Annotated in this window: 20 protein-coding genes; 11 read left to right on the top strand and 9 right to left on the bottom strand. The window is 70.1% G+C overall.

What is annotated here, in order from left to right; genetic code table 11:
* Positions 1 to 23: 23 nt before the first annotated feature.
* A complete protein-coding gene (gene dapC / locus ABZ348_RS04395; protein WP_358929200.1) occupies positions 24 to 1,118 on the top strand; it encodes a succinyldiaminopimelate transaminase in 1,095 nt (364 codons plus the stop codon).
* A gap of 217 nt (positions 1,119 to 1,335) precedes the next feature.
* Here dapC and ABZ348_RS04390 read toward each other — a convergent pair whose 3' ends face one another.
* On the bottom strand, positions 1,336 to 1,782 hold the full coding sequence (locus ABZ348_RS04390) for an ATP-binding protein (RefSeq protein ID WP_358929198.1): 447 nt from the start codon (positions 1,780 to 1,782) through the stop codon (positions 1,336 to 1,338).
* A 330-nt stretch (positions 1,783 to 2,112) separates the two neighbouring features.
* A complete protein-coding gene (locus ABZ348_RS04385) occupies positions 2,113 to 3,102 on the bottom strand; it encodes a hypothetical protein (RefSeq protein WP_358929196.1) in 990 nt (329 codons plus the stop codon).
* Positions 3,103 to 3,361: 259 nt separating this feature from the next.
* Here ABZ348_RS04385 and ABZ348_RS04380 point away from each other — a divergent pair, with 259 nt between their 5' ends.
* Entirely contained in the window at positions 3,362 to 4,111 is a 750-nt protein-coding gene (locus ABZ348_RS04380; protein ID WP_358929194.1) for a TIGR00730 family Rossman fold protein, read from the top strand.
* Between the two features lie 109 nt (positions 4,112 to 4,220).
* Here ABZ348_RS04380 and folP read toward each other — a convergent pair whose 3' ends face one another.
* Complete coding sequence (folP, locus tag ABZ348_RS04375) at positions 4,221 to 5,081, bottom strand: dihydropteroate synthase (protein WP_358929192.1); 861 nt, start codon at positions 5,079 to 5,081, stop codon at positions 4,221 to 4,223.
* A gap of 121 nt (positions 5,082 to 5,202) precedes the next feature.
* Here folP and ABZ348_RS04370 point away from each other — a divergent pair, with 121 nt between their 5' ends.
* Together ABZ348_RS04370 and ABZ348_RS04365 are read left to right on the top strand one after the other, a co-directional pair.
* Positions 5,203 to 5,559: a DivIVA domain-containing protein gene (locus ABZ348_RS04370; RefSeq protein ID WP_358929190.1), complete on the top strand. Its 357-nt coding sequence runs from the start codon at positions 5,203 to 5,205 to the stop codon at positions 5,557 to 5,559.
* Positions 5,552 to 6,166 (top strand): DNA-3-methyladenine glycosylase I, encoded by a 615-nt coding sequence (locus tag ABZ348_RS04365; RefSeq protein WP_358929188.1) that lies wholly within the window; start codon positions 5,552 to 5,554, stop codon positions 6,164 to 6,166. Before ABZ348_RS04370 ends, ABZ348_RS04365 begins: the two co-directional genes overlap by 8 nt.
* Positions 6,167 to 6,211: 45 nt before the next feature.
* Here ABZ348_RS04365 and ABZ348_RS04360 read toward each other — a convergent pair whose 3' ends face one another.
* Positions 6,212 to 7,012 (bottom strand): enoyl-CoA hydratase-related protein, encoded by an 801-nt coding sequence (locus ABZ348_RS04360; RefSeq protein ID WP_358929186.1) that lies wholly within the window; start codon positions 7,010 to 7,012, stop codon positions 6,212 to 6,214.
* Positions 7,013 to 7,333: 321 nt separating this feature from the next.
* Between ABZ348_RS04360 and ABZ348_RS04355 the strand changes: the two genes are divergently transcribed.
* The gene (locus ABZ348_RS04355) at positions 7,334 to 7,501 is read left to right on the top strand and encodes a DUF3117 domain-containing protein (protein WP_009997451.1); all 168 of its coding nucleotides are present in this window, start codon (positions 7,334 to 7,336) and stop codon (positions 7,499 to 7,501) included.
* Positions 7,502 to 7,793: 292 nt separating this feature from the next.
* Here ABZ348_RS04355 and ABZ348_RS04350 read toward each other — a convergent pair whose 3' ends face one another.
* Entirely contained in the window at positions 7,794 to 8,495 is a 702-nt protein-coding gene (locus ABZ348_RS04350) for an O-methyltransferase (RefSeq protein ID WP_358929819.1), read from the bottom strand.
* A 107-nt stretch (positions 8,496 to 8,602) separates the two neighbouring features.
* Here ABZ348_RS04350 and sigE point away from each other — a divergent pair, with 107 nt between their 5' ends.
* From sigE to ABZ348_RS04325, 5 genes are all read left to right on the top strand, one after another.
* A complete protein-coding gene (gene sigE / locus ABZ348_RS04345) occupies positions 8,603 to 9,370 on the top strand; it encodes an RNA polymerase sigma factor SigE (RefSeq protein WP_329023019.1) in 768 nt (255 codons plus the stop codon).
* On the top strand, positions 9,367 to 10,353 hold the full coding sequence (locus ABZ348_RS04340; protein WP_358929184.1) for a zf-HC2 domain-containing protein: 987 nt from the start codon (positions 9,367 to 9,369) through the stop codon (positions 10,351 to 10,353). The genes sigE and ABZ348_RS04340 overlap by 4 nt, the downstream gene beginning before the upstream one ends.
* Before the next feature lie 107 nt (positions 10,354 to 10,460).
* A complete protein-coding gene (locus tag ABZ348_RS04335; protein WP_358929182.1) occupies positions 10,461 to 12,179 on the top strand; it encodes a trypsin-like peptidase domain-containing protein in 1,719 nt (572 codons plus the stop codon).
* Positions 12,180 to 12,493: 314 nt separating this feature from the next.
* Complete coding sequence (locus ABZ348_RS04330) at positions 12,494 to 12,949, top strand: sec-independent translocase (protein WP_358929180.1); 456 nt, start codon at positions 12,494 to 12,496, stop codon at positions 12,947 to 12,949.
* A 121-nt stretch (positions 12,950 to 13,070) separates the two neighbouring features.
* Positions 13,071 to 13,769, top strand: a complete 699-nt coding sequence (locus tag ABZ348_RS04325) for a hypothetical protein (RefSeq protein WP_358929178.1) — start codon at positions 13,071 to 13,073, stop codon at positions 13,767 to 13,769.
* Between the two features lie 266 nt (positions 13,770 to 14,035).
* On the opposite strand, the gene ABZ348_RS04320 is transcribed toward ABZ348_RS04325, so the two are convergent.
* From ABZ348_RS04320 to ABZ348_RS04310, 3 genes are read right to left on the bottom strand one after another with little or no spacing between them, the layout of a single operon-like run.
* Positions 14,036 to 15,169, bottom strand: a complete 1,134-nt coding sequence (locus tag ABZ348_RS04320) for an Mrp/NBP35 family ATP-binding protein (RefSeq protein WP_358929176.1) — start codon at positions 15,167 to 15,169, stop codon at positions 14,036 to 14,038.
* A gap of 42 nt (positions 15,170 to 15,211) precedes the next feature.
* Positions 15,212 to 15,793: a DUF1003 domain-containing protein gene (locus ABZ348_RS04315; protein WP_358929174.1), complete on the bottom strand. Its 582-nt coding sequence runs from the start codon at positions 15,791 to 15,793 to the stop codon at positions 15,212 to 15,214.
* Positions 15,786 to 17,054 (bottom strand): CBS domain-containing protein, encoded by a 1,269-nt coding sequence (locus ABZ348_RS04310; protein WP_358929172.1) that lies wholly within the window; start codon positions 17,052 to 17,054, stop codon positions 15,786 to 15,788. The genes ABZ348_RS04315 and ABZ348_RS04310 overlap by 8 nt, the downstream gene beginning before the upstream one ends.
* Before the next feature lie 247 nt (positions 17,055 to 17,301).
* Between ABZ348_RS04310 and ABZ348_RS04305 the strand changes: the two genes are divergently transcribed.
* Complete coding sequence (locus ABZ348_RS04305; RefSeq protein WP_358929170.1) at positions 17,302 to 18,072, top strand: hypothetical protein; 771 nt, start codon at positions 17,302 to 17,304, stop codon at positions 18,070 to 18,072.
* A gap of 13 nt (positions 18,073 to 18,085) precedes the next feature.
* Here the strand turns inward: ABZ348_RS04305 and ABZ348_RS04300 are convergent, their stop codons facing one another.
* Complete coding sequence (locus tag ABZ348_RS04300; RefSeq protein ID WP_358929168.1) at positions 18,086 to 18,598, bottom strand: hypothetical protein; 513 nt, start codon at positions 18,596 to 18,598, stop codon at positions 18,086 to 18,088.
* Positions 18,599 to 18,621: the final 23 nt, after the last annotated feature.

Genomic DNA, 18,621 nt, shown 5'->3' with positions numbered 1-18,621 from the left:
CCCACGAGCAGAGAGAAAGTCCCGTGTCCGCAGTCTCTTCGCGACTCCCCGTCTTCCCGTGGGACCGGCTGGAGCCTTACAAGGCCAGGGCCGCCGCCCATCCCGACGGCATCGTGGACCTCTCGGTCGGCACACCGGTCGACCCCGTCCCCGACCTGATCCAGCAGGCCCTCGTCGACGCGGCCGACTCACCGGGCTATCCGACGGTGTGGGGCACGGTCGCCCTGCGTGACGCGTTGACGGGCTGGGTGGAACGCCGACTCGGTGCGCTCGCCGTCTCCCACCGCCAGGTGCTGCCCGTCGTGGGCTCCAAGGAACTGGTCGCCTGGCTGCCGACCCAACTGGGCCTCGGCGCCGGTGACCGGGTCGCCTACCCCCAGCTCGCCTATCCGACGTACGAGGTCGGCGCGAGGCTGTGCGGGGCGACCCCCGTCGTCTACGACGACCCCACCGAGTTGGATGCGACCGACCTCAAGCTGCTGTGGCTCAACTCGCCCTCCAACCCGAGCGGGCGGGTGCTGGCCAAGGACGAGTTGACGCGGATCGTCGCCTGGGCGCGTGAGCACGGGGTGCTGGTCTTCAGCGACGAGTGTTATCTGGAGCTGGGCTGGGAGGCCGAACCGGTCTCCGTGCTCCACCCGGACGTCTGCGGCGGCTCCTTCGACGGGCTGGTCGCCGTCCACTCCCTCTCCAAGCGATCCAATCTGGCCGGCTATCGGGCCGCGTTTATCGCCGGCGATGAGACGGTGCTCGGCGAACTCCTCCAGATCCGCAAGCACGGGGGAATGATGACCCCCGCTCCGGTGCAGGCGGCGGCCGTCGCAGCGCTCGGGGACGACACCCACGTCGTCGAGCAGCGGGCCCGGTACGCGGCACGTCGCTCGGCGCTCTGGGCGGCGCTGGAGGGCCACGGCTTCCGGATCGAGCACAGCGAGGCGAGCCTGTACCTCTGGGCGACGCGTGACGAGCCGTGCTGGGAGACGGTGGCGCACCTGTCGGAGCTGGGCGTCCTGGTGGCACCCGGCGACTTCTACGGCACGGCGGGCGAGCGTTTCGTCCGGGTGGCCTTCACGGCGACCGACGAGCGTGTTGAGGCGGCCGTCAAGCGCCTCGGCTGATCTTCGCCGGGCGGCGACGTAGACGAGGCAGGCGGACACCTACAGACGAAACAGGGCCCCGGGGGTGAACCCGGGGCCCTGTTCGTGGTGCGCCCTGTGCGGATCTGCTACGCCGATGACCGCGAGGTGCGCGGCCATCGGCGATCCGCGATGACCCGGCGATCTGCCGTACCGCCGTGGGCGGGCGGCGGCGGGTCTGCCGAACCCGAGGGGTCGGTCAGCCCAGCGGCAGGCCCTTGAGGGGCAGCTGGTCGGCGGGGAGCGTGCTGCCGAGCTGTCCGGTGGGCAGGCCGCCGAGGGAGCCGCCCGTGCTGCCCGTGGCCCGACCGAGGGTGGTGCTCGCGCTGCTGGCGACCTCTCCGGCGGCCTTCTGCGCGGCCGGCGTCGCGGCCTTGCCGACCTGGCTCACGGTCTCGGTGGCGGCCGGGACGGTCTCCTTGACGGTGTCGTTGCCGGTGCTGTCGGCGAGCTCGGAGGTCTTCTGCGCGGCGCCGTCCACGACACCGTTGAGGGCGCCGGCGTCAGGGGCGGTCAGTCCACCGAGGGGGTTGGCCTGCTGGAGTTCCACGGCACTTGCGGAGCCGGCCGCACCGACCACGGGAACTGTGCCCGCGGCGATGAGCAGCGCGGCACGGGCGATCCGACGGGTCAGGGGGAGGGACATGATGCTCCTTGAGACAGAAGGACTTGGGGGGAAGCCCGGTCTGGGTGATCGGACGCAGTGACAACCGCTCGGAGGGCGGGTGAAGTTGCGGTGCCCCAAGGTAAAGACTTGGCAATGTGTCGCATTATCGGCCCCGGATAAAGACGGGCAAACATTCCCACGCCCGACACCCTGCCGAACCGTCACTTCCCTTGCTCCCCAAGGGGTGAGCGGCAGGGGGGCGCGAACCGGACCACGTGCTCCGTTGGTGCATTGGAGTGATGGCACCCCGTAATTCGCACGGGGGAACGTTCGCATCGGCGTGCGATGCGGATGTGGGCTTCGTTCCGGTCAGCGCGCGATGCGGATGCGGACTTCGTCCTGGCCGGTCGCGGTTGCGGCAGATCGCTCGGCGCCCTCGCGAGCCTTTCCGGCGGCACCGGGGCGCCAGCCCTCGCCGGACGTCCTCGCGTCCTCGGCGCGCCACACCTTGCCCCCGAAGAAGACCGCGTCGATCCGCAGCCCGTCCGCACGCGCCACCGCCCAGTGCGCCAACTCCCAGCCGCGCTTGGACGCCTTGCTGCCGTGCGTGCCGTCGTTGGCGACCAGTGCCGGCGGCAGCGGAATCAGCACCTCGCCCGCGGGCGCGCCGCCCGACCGGCCCAAGGAACCCGCTGACACCGCCCTCGGGGCCACGTCGGGCCCGAACGCCCGCAGCAGTTCGGCCCGCACCTTCACCGGGTCACCTGCCGCGGTGCCCTTGGCGGTGGCGCACGTCAGTGCCGCGTCCGTCCGCCCGGTGAGTGCCGCGGCCAGCAAGGAGGCATTGGGCTCATGCTTCGCGTACGCCTGGGGGAAGCCGCTGCGCTGGACGCGCTGCGCGGCCACCGTCAGCGGCAGTCGCGAATATCCCTGCACCTCGACCAGCCCGTCGTAGAACTTCCCCGCCGAATACACCGGGTCGAGGATCTGCTTCGGGGTGCCCCACCCCTTCGATGGCCGCTGCTGGAACAGGCCCAGCGAATCCCGGTCGCCGTGTTGGATGTTGCGGAGCGACGACTCCTGGATGGCGGTGGCCAAGGCGATGGTGACGGCCCGCTCGGGCAGCCCCCTCCTGGTGCCGACCGCGGAGATCGTCGCCGCGTTCGCGGCCATCTCCGTACTCAACTCGTACGACGGCCCACCACCGCTCGAAGACGCCCGCACGACACAGCGGGCAGCACGGTCACCTGCGATGTACTGCACGGCCACATAGCCGACCAGCAGCAGCAGGACGCAGAACGCAACCGCGGAGCGGGGTACGCGGCTGCGCCGGGCGGCGGAGGAAGCGTGCTTGGACACCCGCCCACCGTACTAGGGAGTGTCCACGACGGGGCCGTCCGAACCGGCCCTGTCCGCAGGTGGTTCGCTTCGGTTCCGACGCGTCGGTCGGACGGGCGGCCCGAAGGCCCCCGGGAGGGCCGGGCATGGGGCCGGCGTCAAGGTCACACAGCGCGAAGGACCGTTGCAGGACTGGCTGACGTTCCGAGTTTCCCTCCTCGTCGCCTTCGTCGCCCTACCCTTGCCTCCAGCAATTGATGTTCGGCGGAGGGAGCAGGTCATGGGCAACCCCGAAGGTTCGCGGGCGCTGGAGGAGCAGCGACAAGGGCCGGTGCTGCGTCGTAGGGACCAGGTGCAGCCAGGGACAACCGACCAGCGGCTGCTGGACACCGAGGGCGACTCCGAGTGGGTGCACACAGACCCCTGGCGGGTCATGCGCATCCAGTCGGAGTTCGTCGAGGGCTTCGGCGCGCTCGCCGAACTGCCCAGTGCGATCAGCGTCTTCGGATCGGCCCGCACCAAGCCGGGCACCCCGGAGTACGAGGCGGGCATCCGCATCGGCAAGGCGCTCGTCGACGCCGGCTTCGCAGTGATCACCGGTGGTGGTCCGGGGGCGATGGAGGCGGCCAACCGTGGTGCGCGTGAGGCCAACGGGATCTCGGTCGGCCTGGGCATCGAGCTGCCCTTCGAACAGGGCCTCAACCAGCACGTCGACATCGGGGTGAACTTCCGCTACTTCTTCGTCCGCAAGACGATGTTCGTGAAGTACGCGTCCGGGTTCGTCGTCCTGCCCGGTGGGCTGGGGACCCTGGACGAGCTCTTCGAAGCGCTGACGCTCGTCCAGACGGGCAAGGTCACCCGGTTCCCGATCGTCCTCTTCGGTACGGAGTACTGGAGCGGGCTCGTGGACTGGCTGCGGACCACCGTGGTGGGCGGGGGCAAGGCGTCCGAGAAGGACCTCCTGCTGTTCCACGTCACGGACGACGTGGAGGAAGCCGTGTCCCTGGTGACGAAGGAGACGGGACTCTGAGGCCCGCTCCCTGAGCGCCCGCCCGGCCTGTCGCCCGCCCCGGGCGGGCGACAGGCGATGACGCCGGACGGCGCCCGGGCCAGCCGAGTGCCGCCGGCGTCCGGGCAGGTCAGGCCAGCCCTCTGCGCGCCACCGCAGGCTGCCGGTGCCCTGCGATCGACGCCACCATGTCCAGCACCTCGCGGGTCTGCGCCACCTCGTGGACCCGGTAGATCCGGGCGCCCAGCCAGGCGGAGACCGCCGTCGTCGCCAGCGTCCCCGTCAACCGCTCCTTCACCGGACGGTCCAGGGTCTCGCCGACGAAGTCCTTGTTCGACAGGGAGACCAGCACCGGCCAGCCCGTCTCCACCATCTCGCCGAGCCTGCGGGTCGCCTCCAGCGAGTGCCGGGTGTTCTTCCCGAAGTCGTGCCCCGGATCGATCATGATCGACTCGCGCGGCACCCCCAACTCCACTGCCCGCTCGGCCAGTCCCAGCGTCACCCGCAGGATGTCCGCGACCACGTCCTCGTACGCCACCCGGTGCGGTCTGGTGCGGGGTTCGGCACCGCCGGCGTGGGTGCACACCAGACCGACGCGGTAACGGGCGGCGACCTCCGCGAGCTTGGGATCGACCCCGCCCCACGCGTCGTTCAGCAGATCCGCACCCGCCTCGCAGACCGCCTCGCCCACCTCGTGGCGCCAGGTGTCGACGCTGATCACCACGTCCGGGAAGCGTTTGCGCACCTCCGCCACGAATCCGACCGTCCGCCGGGCCTCCTCGTCGGCCGTGACCTCCTCCCCGGGGCCCGCCTTCACCCCACCGATGTCGATGATGGCAGCGCCCTCCGACACCGCCTCCTCGACCCGGGCGAGCGCGGGTTCGTCGTGGAAGGTCGCGCCCTGGTCGTAGAAGGAGTCGGGCGTACGGTTCACGATGGCCATGATCACGGGCTCGTGCGGACCGAATTCACGCTGTCCCAGCCGCAGCATCAGCTGTTTTCCTCCTCAGGTCGTCCGGCTGAGACCCTAACTGTCACACCGGCGTGGCACGATCAGAGCCGGGAACGGTTTCCGTCCGGGAAGCGCCCGAAGGTCGGGGAGAGGGTCGTCCGTGTTCTTGTTCTTGCTGATCACGATGGTTGTGGTCGTCGGCGCGGTCACGCTTGCCGTGCTCGGTGGCGGCGACAGCGCGGCCCTGCCCGACACCGCGCCCGAGCAACTCGTCGATCCGCTGCCGGACACCCGCCCGATCGGCAGGGCCGACGTGGAAGCGGTGCGGCTGCCCGTCAGTCTGCGCGGCTATCGCATGGCCGACGTCGATGACGTACTCGCCCGCCTCGGCGCGGAACTGGCCGAGCGGGACGCCCGCATCGCCGAGTTGGAATCGGCCCTGGCGGGTGCTCAGGCCACGGCCGTGGGCGGACCCGATCTGTTCGCCAAGCCCGGCGAGGAGCCCCACGGTGAGTGACGGCGGCCTCGTGGCGGGACCCGACGGCGAGCCGCGGTGCCCCTGGGGGCTGTCCACCGCGGACTACATCGCCTACCACGACGACGAGTGGGGTCGACCGGTGCGCGGGGACGACGCACTCTTCGAGCGGCTCTGTCTGGAAGCGTTCCAATCGGGTCTCTCCTGGATCACGATTCTGCGGCGGCGCGAGGGCTTCCGCCGAGCCTTCAACGGCTTTGCGATCGCCTCCGTCGCCGCGTACACCGAGACCGACCAGGAGCGGCTGCTCGGCGATGCGGGGATCATCCGCAACCGCGCCAAGATCGAGGCGACCGTGGCCAACGCACGGCTGCTCGCCGAGTGGGCCGAAGGCGACCTCGACACGTTGATCTGGTCGTTCGCGCCGGACGGCGCGGCTCGTCCGGCACCCCGCACCATCGCGGACGTGCCCGCGGTGACCGACGAGTCGACGGCACTCGCCAAGGCCCTCAAGAAGAAGGGCCTCCGCTTCATCGGCCCGACCACCGCCTACGCCCTGATGCAGGCGTGCGGCCTGGTCGACGACCACCTCGAAGGCTGTGTCGCACGCGGCGCCGGTGCCCTCGATGCCGGAGTGGCGCCCCACTGAGCGCCACCCCCGTTTCGCCGGGGAACAGTCGTTCCCCCGAATGGCCTAACGCCCCAGGAACTTCGGCTGCTCCTTGGCGATGAACGCCTGTACGGCGGTCACATGGTCCTCGGACAGCCCCGCTCGCGACTGGAGCTCGTCCTCCTTGTCCAGCGTCTCGTCCAGCGAGTGGTCAGCGGCGTACGCAAGGGATTCCTTGATCGCCGCATAGGCCACGGTCGGGCCGTCGGCCAGTGCCCTGGCCACCGCGGCGGCCTCGGTCGCCAAGGCGTCCGCGGGGACGACCTTGTTGGCGATGCCCAGGTCAAACGCTTCCTGGGCCGAGAAGGAACGCGGGAAGAACAGCAGGTCAGCGGCCCTGCTCTGGCCGATCAGCCGCGGCAGCGTCCAGGAGATCCCGGAGTCCGCGGTGAGCGCCACATGGGCGAAGGCGGTGGTGAACTTCGCGGTGTCGGCGACGACCCGGTAGTCCGCTGCGAGGGCGAGCCCGAGCCCTGCTCCCGCCGCCACTCCATTGACCCCGGCAACCACCGGCTTCGGCATGGACGCCAACGCCCGGATGAGCGGGTTGTAGTGCTCCCGCACCGTGCTCATCACATCATCGGAGCCGGACTTCCGTGCCTCGCCCAGTTCGGCGACGTGCTCCTTGAGGTCCTGCCCGACGCAGAAGGCACGCCCGTTCGCGGTGAGCAGGACCGCCCGTACGGAGGCGTCCGCTGCCGCCGCCAGAACGGCGTCCCGCAGGGCGACCTTCGACCCGGCATCCATGGCGTTCATAGCCTCGGGCCTGTTGATCGTGATCGTTGCGAGTCCGTCGCTCACCTCGTACAGCACGGAGTCGGCCATGTCAGTCCCCTTGGTGGCTCAGCGGGTGGGTGCAGGGCACAGCATGGCGGAGATTTCGGGCCGCACGCATGTGACCTGCGTCAAAGACGAGCGGCCGAACGGACGGCCCGATGGGGGGAGCGGCGGCAAAGTATCGCAGGACGATCGGCGAATTGGGTGGTTTTGCGAGAGCGCGTTGCCTAAGCGATGCCGACCGATGTTGGTCATCGGGTCCTGCGATGCGGGATAATGACCAGGAAGCAATGTGTTCGATGCCGGTGACTCGTGCCTACCCAGGGGCCGTCGGCTGACGATGAGCTGGTTTCAGGAAGGGGAACGAGCATGGCGGCCATGAAGCCGCGGACGGGCGATGGCCCGCTCGAGGTGACCAAGGAGGGGCGGGGCATCGTCATGCGCGTTCCGCTCGAAGGCGGCGGTCGGCTTGTCGTCGAGCTGACTCCGGACGAGGCCGAAGCGCTGGGCGATGCCCTGAAGAAGGTCGTTGGCTAACCTGCGAGCGCCCGATGTTCTCCTCGCCCCGGCACCCCTGGTGGGTGCCGGGGCGAGATGCATCTCCACCTCGGCACGACTGTGCGGACCGCCGTGTGCCGTGCGGCTCCGATCGGGCGGCACCACCCGGCCTCACGCTCGGACTGTGCCCCGGCCCGTTGCTCCCGGAGCGCCGTGACCCCCGGATGGCCCTGGACGGGCGAATCCTCGTCTTCGGCGGTCAGCTGCCGCGCCGCGATGTGTTCCCCACGGCGCGCCCCCACGAGATGCCTTCCTCGCGGTGCGACACGACCTAGGCCCGGCGTACCGCGCACAGGAGCCCGTCACCCACGGGTAGGAGGGACGGCAGGAGTTCCTGGCTCTCCCGCACCGATCGCAGCAACTCCCGCAGCCGCAGCACCTCGGCCGGCTGTGCGGCCGAGTCGACGGTACGACCGCGGGCGAAGACGCCCTCGAAGCACACGAGCCCGCCCGGTCTCAGAAGGCGGGACGATTCGGCGAGGTACTCCAACGACTCCATCCGGTCCCCGTCGCAGAAGACGAGGTCGTAACCGCCGTCGGCGAGGCGGGGCAGCACGTCGAGGGCCCGGCCGGGGATAAAGCGGGCCCTGTTCCCGGCGAAGCCGGCCTCGCGGAACGCCTCCCGGGCGAACTGCTGGCGTTCCGGCTCGGGATCCACCGTGGTCAGCACGCCGTCCGACCGCATTCCCTGGAGCAGATAGATCCCGGACACGCCCGTCCCCGTACCGATCTCCGCCACCGCTTTCGCGTCCGCGGTCGCCGCCAGCAGTCGCAGCGCGGCGCCGGTGCCTGGCGACACCGAGGGGACTCCTGACTCCCGGGCCCGGTCGCGGGCCCAGTGCAGTGCGTCGTCCTCGGCGACAAAGGCGTCGGCGAACGCCCAGCTCGTCTGCCGGTTTGCGGTAATGGGCCTCTCCTGTCCCCGTAGTTGAACGCGACGTTGACTGTATCCGCTGGCTCTGGGAACCCGCAGATGGGACCAGGCGTTGTACGGGGCAGGGGGGCGCAATGGATCAGAGCGGGAAGCAGCACCCAAATTCGCGTAAAGATTCTTATCCGGAGCTAACGGGCGAGGTGGCTATGGTAGGGGCTCCGCTGGACACCACCAGAGCCGATAGGGGAGGTGCGGCTGCACCTGCGGATCGGAGAGGAGCGCTCAGACGCTTCCTCAGGTCACCGGGTGAGCCGAAATCCGTGACCAACTTTGCTGACCGCTCCGCCACTGCCGACTCCGCTACAACCGCGACCTTCGCATCGGATGCGGAATCCCAGGCGTGGACACCGCCCACGTGGGAGGAGATCGTCAGCACGCACAGCGGTCGCGTGTACCGCCTTGCCTACCGCCTCACGGGTAATCAACACGATGCCGAGGACCTGACGCAGGAAGTCTTCGTCCGTGTATTCCGGTCGTTGTCCACCTATACGCCGGGCACCTTCGAGGGCTGGCTCCATCGCATCACCACCAATCTCTTCCTGGACATGGTCCGCAGGAAGCAGCGCATCCGCTTCGATGCGCTCGGGGATGACGCCGCCGAGCGGCTCCCCAGCAGGGAGCCCTCCCCCCAGCAGGTCTTCAACGACACCCACTTCGACGCAGATGTCCAGCAGGCGCTGGACACCCTTGCGCCCGAATTCCGTGCCGCAGTGGTGCTCTGTGACATCGAAGGACTGTCGTACGAGGAGATCGCCGCGACCCTCGGGGTCAAGCTCGGCACCGTCCGCAGCCGTATCCACCGTGGCCGCTCGCATCTGCGCAAGGCACTGAAGCACCGTTCCCCCGAGGCCCGTGCCGAGCAGCGTCTTCTGGCGGGAGCGGTCGGACTCGCAGGGGAGGTAGGACCGGCGTGAGTGGCACAGGCCCCACCCCAGCGGAGCAGCATCTGGGGGACCGGCTCGCCGCCCTGGTCGACGGCGAGCTCAAACACGACGCGAGGGACCGCGTTCTCGCGCACCTCGCCACGTGCCCCAAGTGCAAGGCCGAGGCAGACGCCCAGCGCCGGCTCAAGAACGTCTTCGCACAAGCCGCGCCGCCCCCCCTGTCCGAAGGGTTGCTGGCTCGGCTCCAAGGGCTACCCGCAGGGCCGGGAGGTGGTGACCTCGGCAGGGGTGGACCCTTCCAGGGAACCCTGGGGGGACGGGAAGGCGAGCCCGTCTTCGGGGGAGTGACGCCATCCGCGGGTCGTCTTCGTGACCGTCACGGGGAGACTTTCGGATTCGTTCCGGGCGGACACGCGGGTGCCTCGGTGGTTCCCGGGGGACCCGGTCCTGTGCAGGATTCCGTTCGACCGGGAGGCGGCTTCCGTATCCACGACGTCGGGCGCGAGGCAGAGCGCTCCCCGTGGAAAGGGCGTCGGTTCGCCTTCGCTGCTGCGAGCGCGGTCTCCTTCGCGGCCATCGCCCTCGGTGGGGCCCTCCCCCTGGAGGCTTCGCTCCAAGCCGGCCCCCGTGGCGGCACCACCGGAAACAACGTGACGCCGCTCAGACCCGCGGCCACGGGGTCTCCCGGGGTCACCACCTCCACCGCCACCGTCCGGAGCAGCGACTACGAGCGTCGCCGCGGTTCGGTCCACACGCCGACCCGCTCCGAGGAGAGGGCCATCGGTCTCTCCGTCTCGGGTCCGCTCTCGCCCGGACCGCTGAACCGATCCCTCGCCACCCCGGCGGCGGCCGGACCAGTCAGTTCGCTGACGGCGTTCGGGGGCTTCACACCACCCCCCCTGATACGTCCGACGGGATCGGCCTTCCACCTCGCCACCGCATCGGGGCTGACTCCCTGGGCGACCCCCGCCCCGTCCCACCTCATGGCACCGACGCACCCATCCGCACGCTGACCCCACCACCGCCGACCAGACCCTGCGCGGGCATTCTCAAACCTGGTTGAATCCTGGGACGGGTGCCCGCGGGGGTGCCGTGGCGGACACCTGTATGCGGAGAGTGCATGGACGACGGGAAGCCCATGGGCGCCAAAGCCAACTGGTGGAGCCGTCCGCGTCCGGGCGGTACGACCCGTCCAGCAGCCCACGGCCCGCACGGCGAGCCCAGGGACGCCGTGCCGCCCGCTGAGACCGCGCCAGGGGCTCCCGTACCGCATGTGCCCCCTGATCCCTCGCCTCATGCATCCGAGCCCGCGTACGGCGCCCCCCTGCCGCCCGTGGAGCGGTACGGCCCACCGCGCCCGCCCGCGGCCGGTCAGGCCGTTCCGCAACCGAACGGCCCCGGAGCGTCGGAGGGCGGACATCCGGGCGCCCCCGGCCGACCACAGCCGTTGCACGAGCCGGACCGGTACAGCACCCCTCCGTACGGCAGACCCGGGCCGTGGGCGCCCGCACCTCCCGTGCAGCGCCCGATGCCCACTCCCGCTCAGGGCACGCCCCTTCCGCAGCCCGGGGACGCCTCGGTGCCCGTGCAGTACGGTGGCCCGCAGCCGCCACCCCAGCAACCCCAACTCATGCCCGCCGCACCGGCGACGAGTCAGTTCCAGTACGACCCGTGGAGCGCGCCCGGGCCCGCGCCGCTCACCGGGCACGGTGAACCGGACCCGCCCCGACGCAAGGGACGACGGACCGGTGCGCTGCTGGTCGGCGCCGTACTGCTCGCGCTGGTCGCGGGCGGGATCGGCGGTGGCGTCGGCGCCTACATCGAGCGCCACGGCGGGATCACCCAGATCGAACTCGACCAGGCCCCGCCCGATGACGGGGACCGTGCGCCCACCAGTGTTGCCGGCATCGCCGCCCGTGCCCTGCCGAGCGTGGTCACCCTCCATGTCAGCGGCGGGGGCGAGCAGGGCACCGGGACCGGGTTCGTCCTCGACCGCAAGGGCCACATCCTCACCAACAACCATGTCGTCGACCCGGCCGGCTCCTCGGGTGACATCTCCGTCACCTTCAGCGGGGGCGAGACCGCCCGCGCCACCCTGGTCGGCAAGGACAGCGGCTACGACCTCGCCGTAGTGAAGGTCACGGGGGTCTCGGGCCTCACGCCCCTGCCCCTGGGGAACTCCGACAGCGTCCGGGTCGGCGATCCGGTCGTCGCCATCGGTGCCCCCTTCGATCTCCAGAACACCGTGACCTCGGGAATCATCAGCGCCAAGGAGCGTCCGATCACCGCGGGCGGGGAGAAGGGCGACGGCAGTGACGTCAGTTACGTCGACGCCCTCCAGACCGACGCACCGATAAACCCCGGAAACTCCGGTGGTCCGCTGGTGGACCTCCAGGCCCGGGTGATCGGCATCAACAGCGCCATCCGCGCGGCGGACACCGGAGGTGCGGAAGGTCAGTCCGGGTCCATCGGTCTCGGCTTCGCGATTCCCATCAACCAGGGCAAGCGGGTCGCCGAAGAGCTGATCAACACGGGCAAGGCCACCCACCCCGTCATCGGGGTCAGCCTCGACATGAAGTACACAGGTGACGGTGCGCGAGTGGGGGACAAGGGCAAGGACGGCACTCCGTCCGTGACTCCGGGCGGCCCCAGCGCCAAGGCGGGCGTGAAACCGGGCGACGTCATCACCAAGGTGGACGGCCAGCGGGTCCACAGCGGTGAGGAGCTCATCGTGAAGATCCGTTCGCATCGTCCGGGCGACACCTTGGAGCTCACGCTCACCCGCGCGGGGAAGGAGCGTTCCCTGACGCTCACCCTCGGCTCGGCTGGCGGAGACTGACCGGGCCCGACCGGGTGAAGTTCGGTGAGGACCGCAGGACTCGCCGAGCGGAAGAATCACCGGACGGCACCCGGCCGTCGAAACCCCGGCTCGGCCCCGTCCCACCACCCCGACAGGCCCCCGTGGGCCGGGTTCGGGAGGGGGCCGAGGCCCCCGGCAGCATGAACGACCGGTGATGTGTGGTCGTCGATCCGGGATCACGGGCCCCCGACACGTGACTCTCCCGAGTTCCGGCGGGTACCGTGGATCGGGCTCGGGTGCCCGTCCGACCTCCGGGCCGTGGGGAATCAGCTGAGAACACGAGGAGCTACAGGGTGTTCAGTGACATAGGCATACTGGAAGTGCTCACTCTCGTGGTGCTCGCGATGCTCATCTTCGGCCCCGAGAAGCTGCCCAAGGTCATCCAGGACGTCGCCGGCTTCATCCGGAAGATCCGAGAGTTCTCCGACAGCGCCAAGCACGACATCCGCAGTGAACTGGGCCCGGATTTCAAGGACTTCGAGTTCGAGGACCTGAACCCCAAGACCTTCATCCGCAAGCACCTCAACGAGAGCGACGATCTGCGCGAGCTGAAGGAGCTGGGTAGTTCCTTCGACTTCACCAAGGAGATGAACGACGTCGCCGACACGGTCCACGGCACCGATTCCTCCACTTCCTCCGCTTCTGTTCCTGCTGCCGTGAACGGTTCGTCCGGCACTCCGGACCTGCTGAAGAAGCGTGACCAGCCGGTCAAGGACGAGCGTCCGCCGTTCGACGCCGACGCCACCTGAGCACGGTCAATCCCTGCGACAGGGGACCGGGTGGCTATTCTCTCCATCTGTCAGGACGCGAGGACGCCCGAGGGGGGCGGGTCCGCTCCAGACCTCGGACACAGAGGAGGCGGCCCGCTCGATGGAGACGACCAGTCGGCCGACGGCGCAGAACACGGCCAGCGATTCCCCCGGTCCCGACGTTGAGGACGCCCAGTCGGCGGAGCGCGCGGCAGCCGCGGCCCGGAGCGCGGCTGACGCCTATGCGCGTGCCCCGTTCCCCTGGTACGGCCTCGACGAGGCGTTCACCGGTCCGCGCTGGCTGATGCAGGTCGGCTCCGCAGCTGACGGAGTGGTCCAGCACGGTTCGCTGGGCCACGGCGATGAACCGTCGATACGGACCGAGGCCACGGCGGTGGAGAAGGAGCGGTTCGCGGTGGTGATCACCGTGGCCGCCAGTCCGGTGCGCCGCAGCGGCGACGGAACCGGAGTGCTGGACGCCACCACGGCCTCGTCGGCGGCCTGGCTGGCGGGCTCGGGCCTCCTGGCGCACACCTGGCCCCCGCAACTCGACCACTCGCTGCGGGACGACTGGCTGGACCAGCAGACGGAGACGGCGTTCGAGTTGGCCGACGACCTCGAAGGAGAGGGGTCGGCCTGGTCCACGCTCTCGCTTCCGGTGGACGGGGAGCCGACGACCTTCCACTACCGCGAGTCCGAGTTCGGCTGGGTGCTGGCGGGCTCCACGGCCGCGGGCGTCCACATCGGGGCGTACGGGCGCGGGATGAGCGCCTACGGCCTCGGCTTCTTCGAAGTGCGTGATCTGGCGCCTTACGTCTGAGCGTGCCCGGTCGACGTGGGTGACGGACGGGCGATCGTCCCACCCGGCGCCACAACCGCCGGATCGGCTCCCGCGCGGCGCCACACCCCGCCGGGTCGACTCCCGCGTACAACGGGGGCCTCTGGGCGGGGCGGGGCCGCGCCTGCGACGTACGGCGGGCCTTGTAGACCCGGGCGCCGAAGCGGAGGAGATCCGGAACGGCGCCGGGCGGGATCACATCGGCTGCACCCGCCCGGCCGGAACCGGTCTCCGAAGGGGGTCGGCCCCTAGAACTTGTTCTTCGGCGTGATGCCCAGGCTCATGCCCGACAGACCCCGCTGACGGCCGCCCAGCTTGCCGGCGATGGCGCGCAGCGCCGCGCCCGAGGGGGACTCCGGGTCGGACAGCACCACGGGCCTGCCGTCGTCGCCGCCTTCGCGCAGCCGTACGTCGATGGGGATGGAGCCGAGCACGGGAACGTGCGCACCGGTCGTCTTCGTCAGTCCCTCCGCGACCCGCTGGCCGCCTCCGGTGCCGAAGACGTCGACCATCTCGTCACAGTGGGGACAGGGCAGGCCCGCCATGTTCTCCACCACGCCGACGATCTTCTGATGCGTCTGGACCGCGATCGAACCGGCTCGCTCGGCCACCTCGGCCGCCGCCTGCTGCGGGGTGGTGACCACCAGGATCTCGGCGTTCGGCACCAGTTGTGCCACCGAGATCGCGATGTCGCCGGTGCCCGGGGGCAGATCGAGCAGCAGCACGTCCAGATCGCCCCAGTACACATCGGCGAGGAACTGCTGGAGCGCACGGTGGAGCATCGGGCCGCGCCACACCACGGGCGCGTTGCCCGGGGTGAACATGCCGATGGAGATCACCTTCACACCGTTCGCGGACGGCGGCATGATCATGTTCTCGACCTGGGTGGGACGGCCGTCGGCGCCGAGCATCCGCGGCACGGAGTGGCCGTAGATGTCCGCGTCGACGACGCCGACCTTCAGCCCGTCGGCCGCCATCGCCGCCGCGAGGTTCACCGTCACCGAGGACTTGCCGACGCCTCCCTTGCCGGACGCGACCGCGTACACCCTGGTCAGCGAACCGGGTTGGGCGAACGGAACCTCCCGTTCGGCGGTGCCCCCGCGCAGTGAGGTCGCCAGTTCGCGCCGTTGCTCGTCGCTCATCACGTCGAGCGTCACATCGACGCGGGTGACTCCGTCGACGCGCTGTACGGCCTCCGTGACATTGTTGGTGATCGTCTCGCGCATCGGGCAACCGGAGACGGTGAGGTACACCGTGACGGCCACCACGCCGTCCGCTCCGACCGTGACCGATTTGACCATGCCGAGGTCGGTGATGGGTCGGTGGATCTCGGGGTCGTTCACCGTCGCCAGTGCTTCAAGCACCGCGTCTTCCGTAGCCATACGACGATGGTACGGCGCGGCCCACCGGGCCCGGGAAGCCCGTCAGCGGTCAGCTTCGTCACTCGCCTGGCCGCCTTCGTGGGGGTGGTGGCCCCGGCGGTCCTGCACGTCCCTCAGCAGGTCCTGGATCTCGGAGCGGATCCAGTCCCGGGTGGCCACTTCACCCAGCCCCATCCGCAGTGCCGCGATCTCCCGGGTCAGGTACTCGGTGTCCGCGATGGACCGCTCGTTCTGCTTGCGGTCCTGTTCGTGGGTGACCTTGTCCCGGTCGTCCTGCCGGTTCTGCGCCAACAGGATCAGCGGCGCCGCGTACGACGCCTGGAGGGAGAGCATCAGGGTCAGGAAGATGAACGGGTACTCGTCGAAGCGCAGTGCCTCGGGGGCGAAGACGTTCCACACCACCCAGAGGATGATGATCAGCGTCATCCAGACGATGAACCGGCCGGTGCCCAGGAACCGTGCGATCCGCTCCGAGAGCCGGCCGAACGCCTCCGGGTCGTACTCGGGCAGCAGCGTACGGCGGGGCGCGCGGGGCAGGTCGAGCCGCACCCGGGGGCGCGAGGCGGTACCCGCCCCGGAGCCCGCCCGGTCCTTCGCCTCCTCCCGCTCGCTCCCGCTACCCATGCTCGGACTCCTCGAAGTCCGTCTCGCGCCAGTCGTCGGGCAGCAGGTGGTCCAGTACGTCGTCCACGGTCACGGCACCGAGCAGCGACCCGATCTCGTCGACGACCGGGGCGGCCACCATGTTGTACGCGGCGAGATAGCTGGTCACGGCCCGCAGTGGGGTGTCCGGACCGAGCGGCGGCAGATCGCTGTCCACCATCGATCCGACCAGGGTGAACGGGGGGTCCCGCAGCAGCCGCTGGAAGTGGATCGTGCCCAGGTAACGCCCGGTCGGCGTCTCCTCCGGGGGCCGGCACACATAGACCTGGGCGGCGAGCGCGGGGGAGAGGTCCTGCTGCCGCACCCGGGCGAGGGCGTCGGCGACCGTGGCGTCCGGCCGCAGCACGATGGGCTCGGTGGTCATCAGACCGCCCGCGGTGCGTTCCTCGTACGACAGGAGTCGACGCACGTCAGCCGCGTCGTCCGGGCGCATCAGGGCGAGCAGCCGTTCCTGGTCCTCCTCGGGGAGTTCGGACAGGAGGTCGGCGGCGTCGTCCGGGTCCATCGCCTCCAGGACGTCCGCGGCGCGCTCCTCCTGGAGCTTCCCGAGGATCTCGACCTGGTCGTCCTCGGGCAACTCTTCCAGCACGTCCGCGAGCCGGTCGTCGTCGAGTGCGGCGGCGACCTCGGCCCGTCGCTTGGGCGACAGATGGTGCAGGGCGTTGGCGACGTCGGTCGGACGCAACCGTTCGAAGGTCGCGACCAGGCTCTCCGCGCTCTGGCTGTCCTCCTCCAGGGAGAAACCCGTCACGGCCGACCACTCGACGGTGAGCGTCTCCCCCCGCCGTCGCAGCGCCCCACCGCGCCCGCGCCGCACGAACACCTTGTCGATCTCCCAGTCGCGGCGTGCCGGCAGCCGCTGGACGGACACGTCGAGGACGGTGGCCTCCTCGCCGCTCTCCACGAGTTGGACGCGCCGGTCGAGCAGTTCACCGAGGACGAGCCGTTCGGTGGGGCGCTGCTCGAACCGTCGTACGTTGAGCACTCCGGTGGTGATGATCTGGCCCGACTCGATGCCGGTGATGCGGGTCATCGGCAGGAAGATGCGCCGTCGGCTCAGCACCTCCACCACCATGCCCAGGAGTCTCGGCGGACGGCGGCCCACCCGCAGCATGGCCACCAGGTCCCTGACCCGGCCGACCTGGTCACCGCTCGGGTCGAAGACAGGGACCCCGGAGAGGTGCGAGACGAAGACGCGCGTGACACTGGCAACCACAGCCATCGCCTCCATCCCGTTCTGCGGCACTTCGCCGGAAACACTGTTCTTCAGGTGCTTCAGGCTAGCCCGTACCGTTGTGTACCGCTGCCGCCCGGGGTCCGTACGGAGTGGGCGCGGACCCCGTGCGCGCATGGCACGACTGGCTGCTGAACGCCGACTGCCACCCCGGTACGCTGCGGTCTGCTCCCCGATCATCCGCAGGCGAAGCAGTTGGCGATCAGCTGCCCAGCAGACGAGAGGCAGTGTGCTGGTGACTCTCCTCCCCCCGGTTTCCCGCGCCCGCAGGACCGCCCTGTCCCTGGTGCTCTGCGCAGGGCTGGCCGTGTCCGCGACGGCGTGCGAGGAGAAGGTCGATCCGGACAAGGGCACCAACGGTGTCGGCAGGCTCCCGGCCGCCGAGATCGAGAGCAAGGCGCGGGCCACGGCCGACGCAGCATCAGCGGTCCGCCTGGCCGGCACGCTGGTCAGCAAGGGCGGCACCTTCAAGCTGAACATGCGGCTCAAGCAGGACGGCGGCACCGGCTCGGTGACCACCAGCGAGAACGCCTTCGAGCTGCTCAGGATCGGTGACGAGCTGTACCTCAAGGCCGACGTGGGCTTCTGGAGCCACGACGACGGGGCGTCCGGTGAGGAACCGAGCGAGGCGGACGAGGAAGCCGCGCTCAAGCTGCGCGACAAGTACGTCAAGGTTCCGCAGGGCGACCCGGCGTACGACAGGTTCCGCGGCTTCACGGACATGGACGTGCTGCTGGACGGTCTCCTCGGCATGCAGGGCAAGTTGAGCAAGGGCGACCGCACCAAGGTCGGTGGCGTACAGGCGATCAAGGTCCAGGCTGAGGAGGGTGCGGGCGGCGTGCTCGACGTCTCGCTGGAGGGTCAGCCCTATCCGCTCCAGTTCGCGCGGGCCGGCGGCAAGGGCGTGCTGACCCTGGGCGAGTGGGACGTGGACTTCGCGCTGGTGCCGCCCGCCAAGGAGGAGACCGTGGACTACGGGAAGCAACTCCCGAAGACCAGCGGCTGAGCCCGGAGGTCGATCAGCCGCGCTTCTTCTTGCGGGACAGCAGCAGTCGGGGCAGCGCGGCGGGGATCGGTCGTCGGGTCGTCGCGTCGGTGGGCAGCGGAGGGGTCGCAAGCGAGGTCTGCGGGTGGTCGGTCGTCGAATCCCGGGGGGTCAGCCGCACCACCCGGCACTCGCGCCGCCACCGTTCCGGCACGGTCTCCGCGTCCACCGCGTTCAACCGCTTCCCCTTGAGCTCAGCCACCGCGGACTCCCAGGACTCGGATCCGGGCTCCAACTCACTCACCGCGGCGGTCCAGGACACTAGCCGGCCGCCCTTGTCCTTGCTGCGGACAGTGACCTCGGCGGTTCCTCCGTCGACGAGGCCCGGCAACGGCTGCTCCCCGGGCCCGTCCCCGACGACCAGGGCCGCACCCTCGTGCCACACGTGCCACAGGGTGCGCTCGGGACCCGTGGAACGCACCCAGATGAGGCCGGACTTCTTGGTGGCTTCCTCGACGAGTGCCTGGGCGAGCAGCGTGTCTGTCATGAGCGCAGCCTATCCAGCCGCCG

Source organism: Streptomyces sp. NPDC005963, assembly GCF_040638655.1.
GTDB lineage: Bacteria > Actinomycetota > Actinomycetes > Streptomycetales > Streptomycetaceae > Streptomyces.
The sequence above is the reverse complement of the archived record's forward strand: the minus strand, read 5'-3'. Positions and strand labels throughout refer to the sequence as shown.

Excerpts from the sequence above, each read along its gene's own strand:
- sigE (WP_329023019.1), top strand. The coding sequence starts at position 8,603 with ATGGTAGGGGCTCCGCTGGACACCACCAGAGCCGATAGGGGAGGTGCG.
- folP (WP_358929192.1), bottom strand. The coding sequence starts at position 5,081 with ATGCTGCGGCTGGGACAGCGTGAATTCGGTCCGCACGAGCCCGTGATC.
- ABZ348_RS04360 (WP_358929186.1), bottom strand. The coding sequence starts at position 7,012 with ATGGCCGACTCCGTGCTGTACGAGGTGAGCGACGGACTCGCAACGATC.
- ABZ348_RS04310 (WP_358929172.1), bottom strand. The coding sequence starts at position 17,054 with ATGGCTGTGGTTGCCAGTGTCACGCGCGTCTTCGTCTCGCACCTCTCC.
- ABZ348_RS04355 (WP_009997451.1), top strand. The coding sequence starts at position 7,334 with ATGGCGGCCATGAAGCCGCGGACGGGCGATGGCCCGCTCGAGGTGACC.
- ABZ348_RS04325 (WP_358929178.1), top strand. The coding sequence starts at position 13,071 with ATGGAGACGACCAGTCGGCCGACGGCGCAGAACACGGCCAGCGATTCC.
- ABZ348_RS04335 (WP_358929182.1), top strand. The coding sequence starts at position 10,461 with ATGGACGACGGGAAGCCCATGGGCGCCAAAGCCAACTGGTGGAGCCGT.
- ABZ348_RS04390 (WP_358929198.1), bottom strand. The coding sequence starts at position 1,782 with ATGTCCCTCCCCCTGACCCGTCGGATCGCCCGTGCCGCGCTGCTCATC.
- ABZ348_RS04300 (WP_358929168.1), bottom strand. The coding sequence starts at position 18,598 with ATGACAGACACGCTGCTCGCCCAGGCACTCGTCGAGGAAGCCACCAAG.
- ABZ348_RS04320 (WP_358929176.1), bottom strand. The coding sequence starts at position 15,169 with ATGGCTACGGAAGACGCGGTGCTTGAAGCACTGGCGACGGTGAACGAC.
- ABZ348_RS04380 (WP_358929194.1), top strand. The coding sequence starts at position 3,362 with ATGGGCAACCCCGAAGGTTCGCGGGCGCTGGAGGAGCAGCGACAAGGG.
- ABZ348_RS04315 (WP_358929174.1), bottom strand. The coding sequence starts at position 15,793 with ATGGGTAGCGGGAGCGAGCGGGAGGAGGCGAAGGACCGGGCGGGCTCC.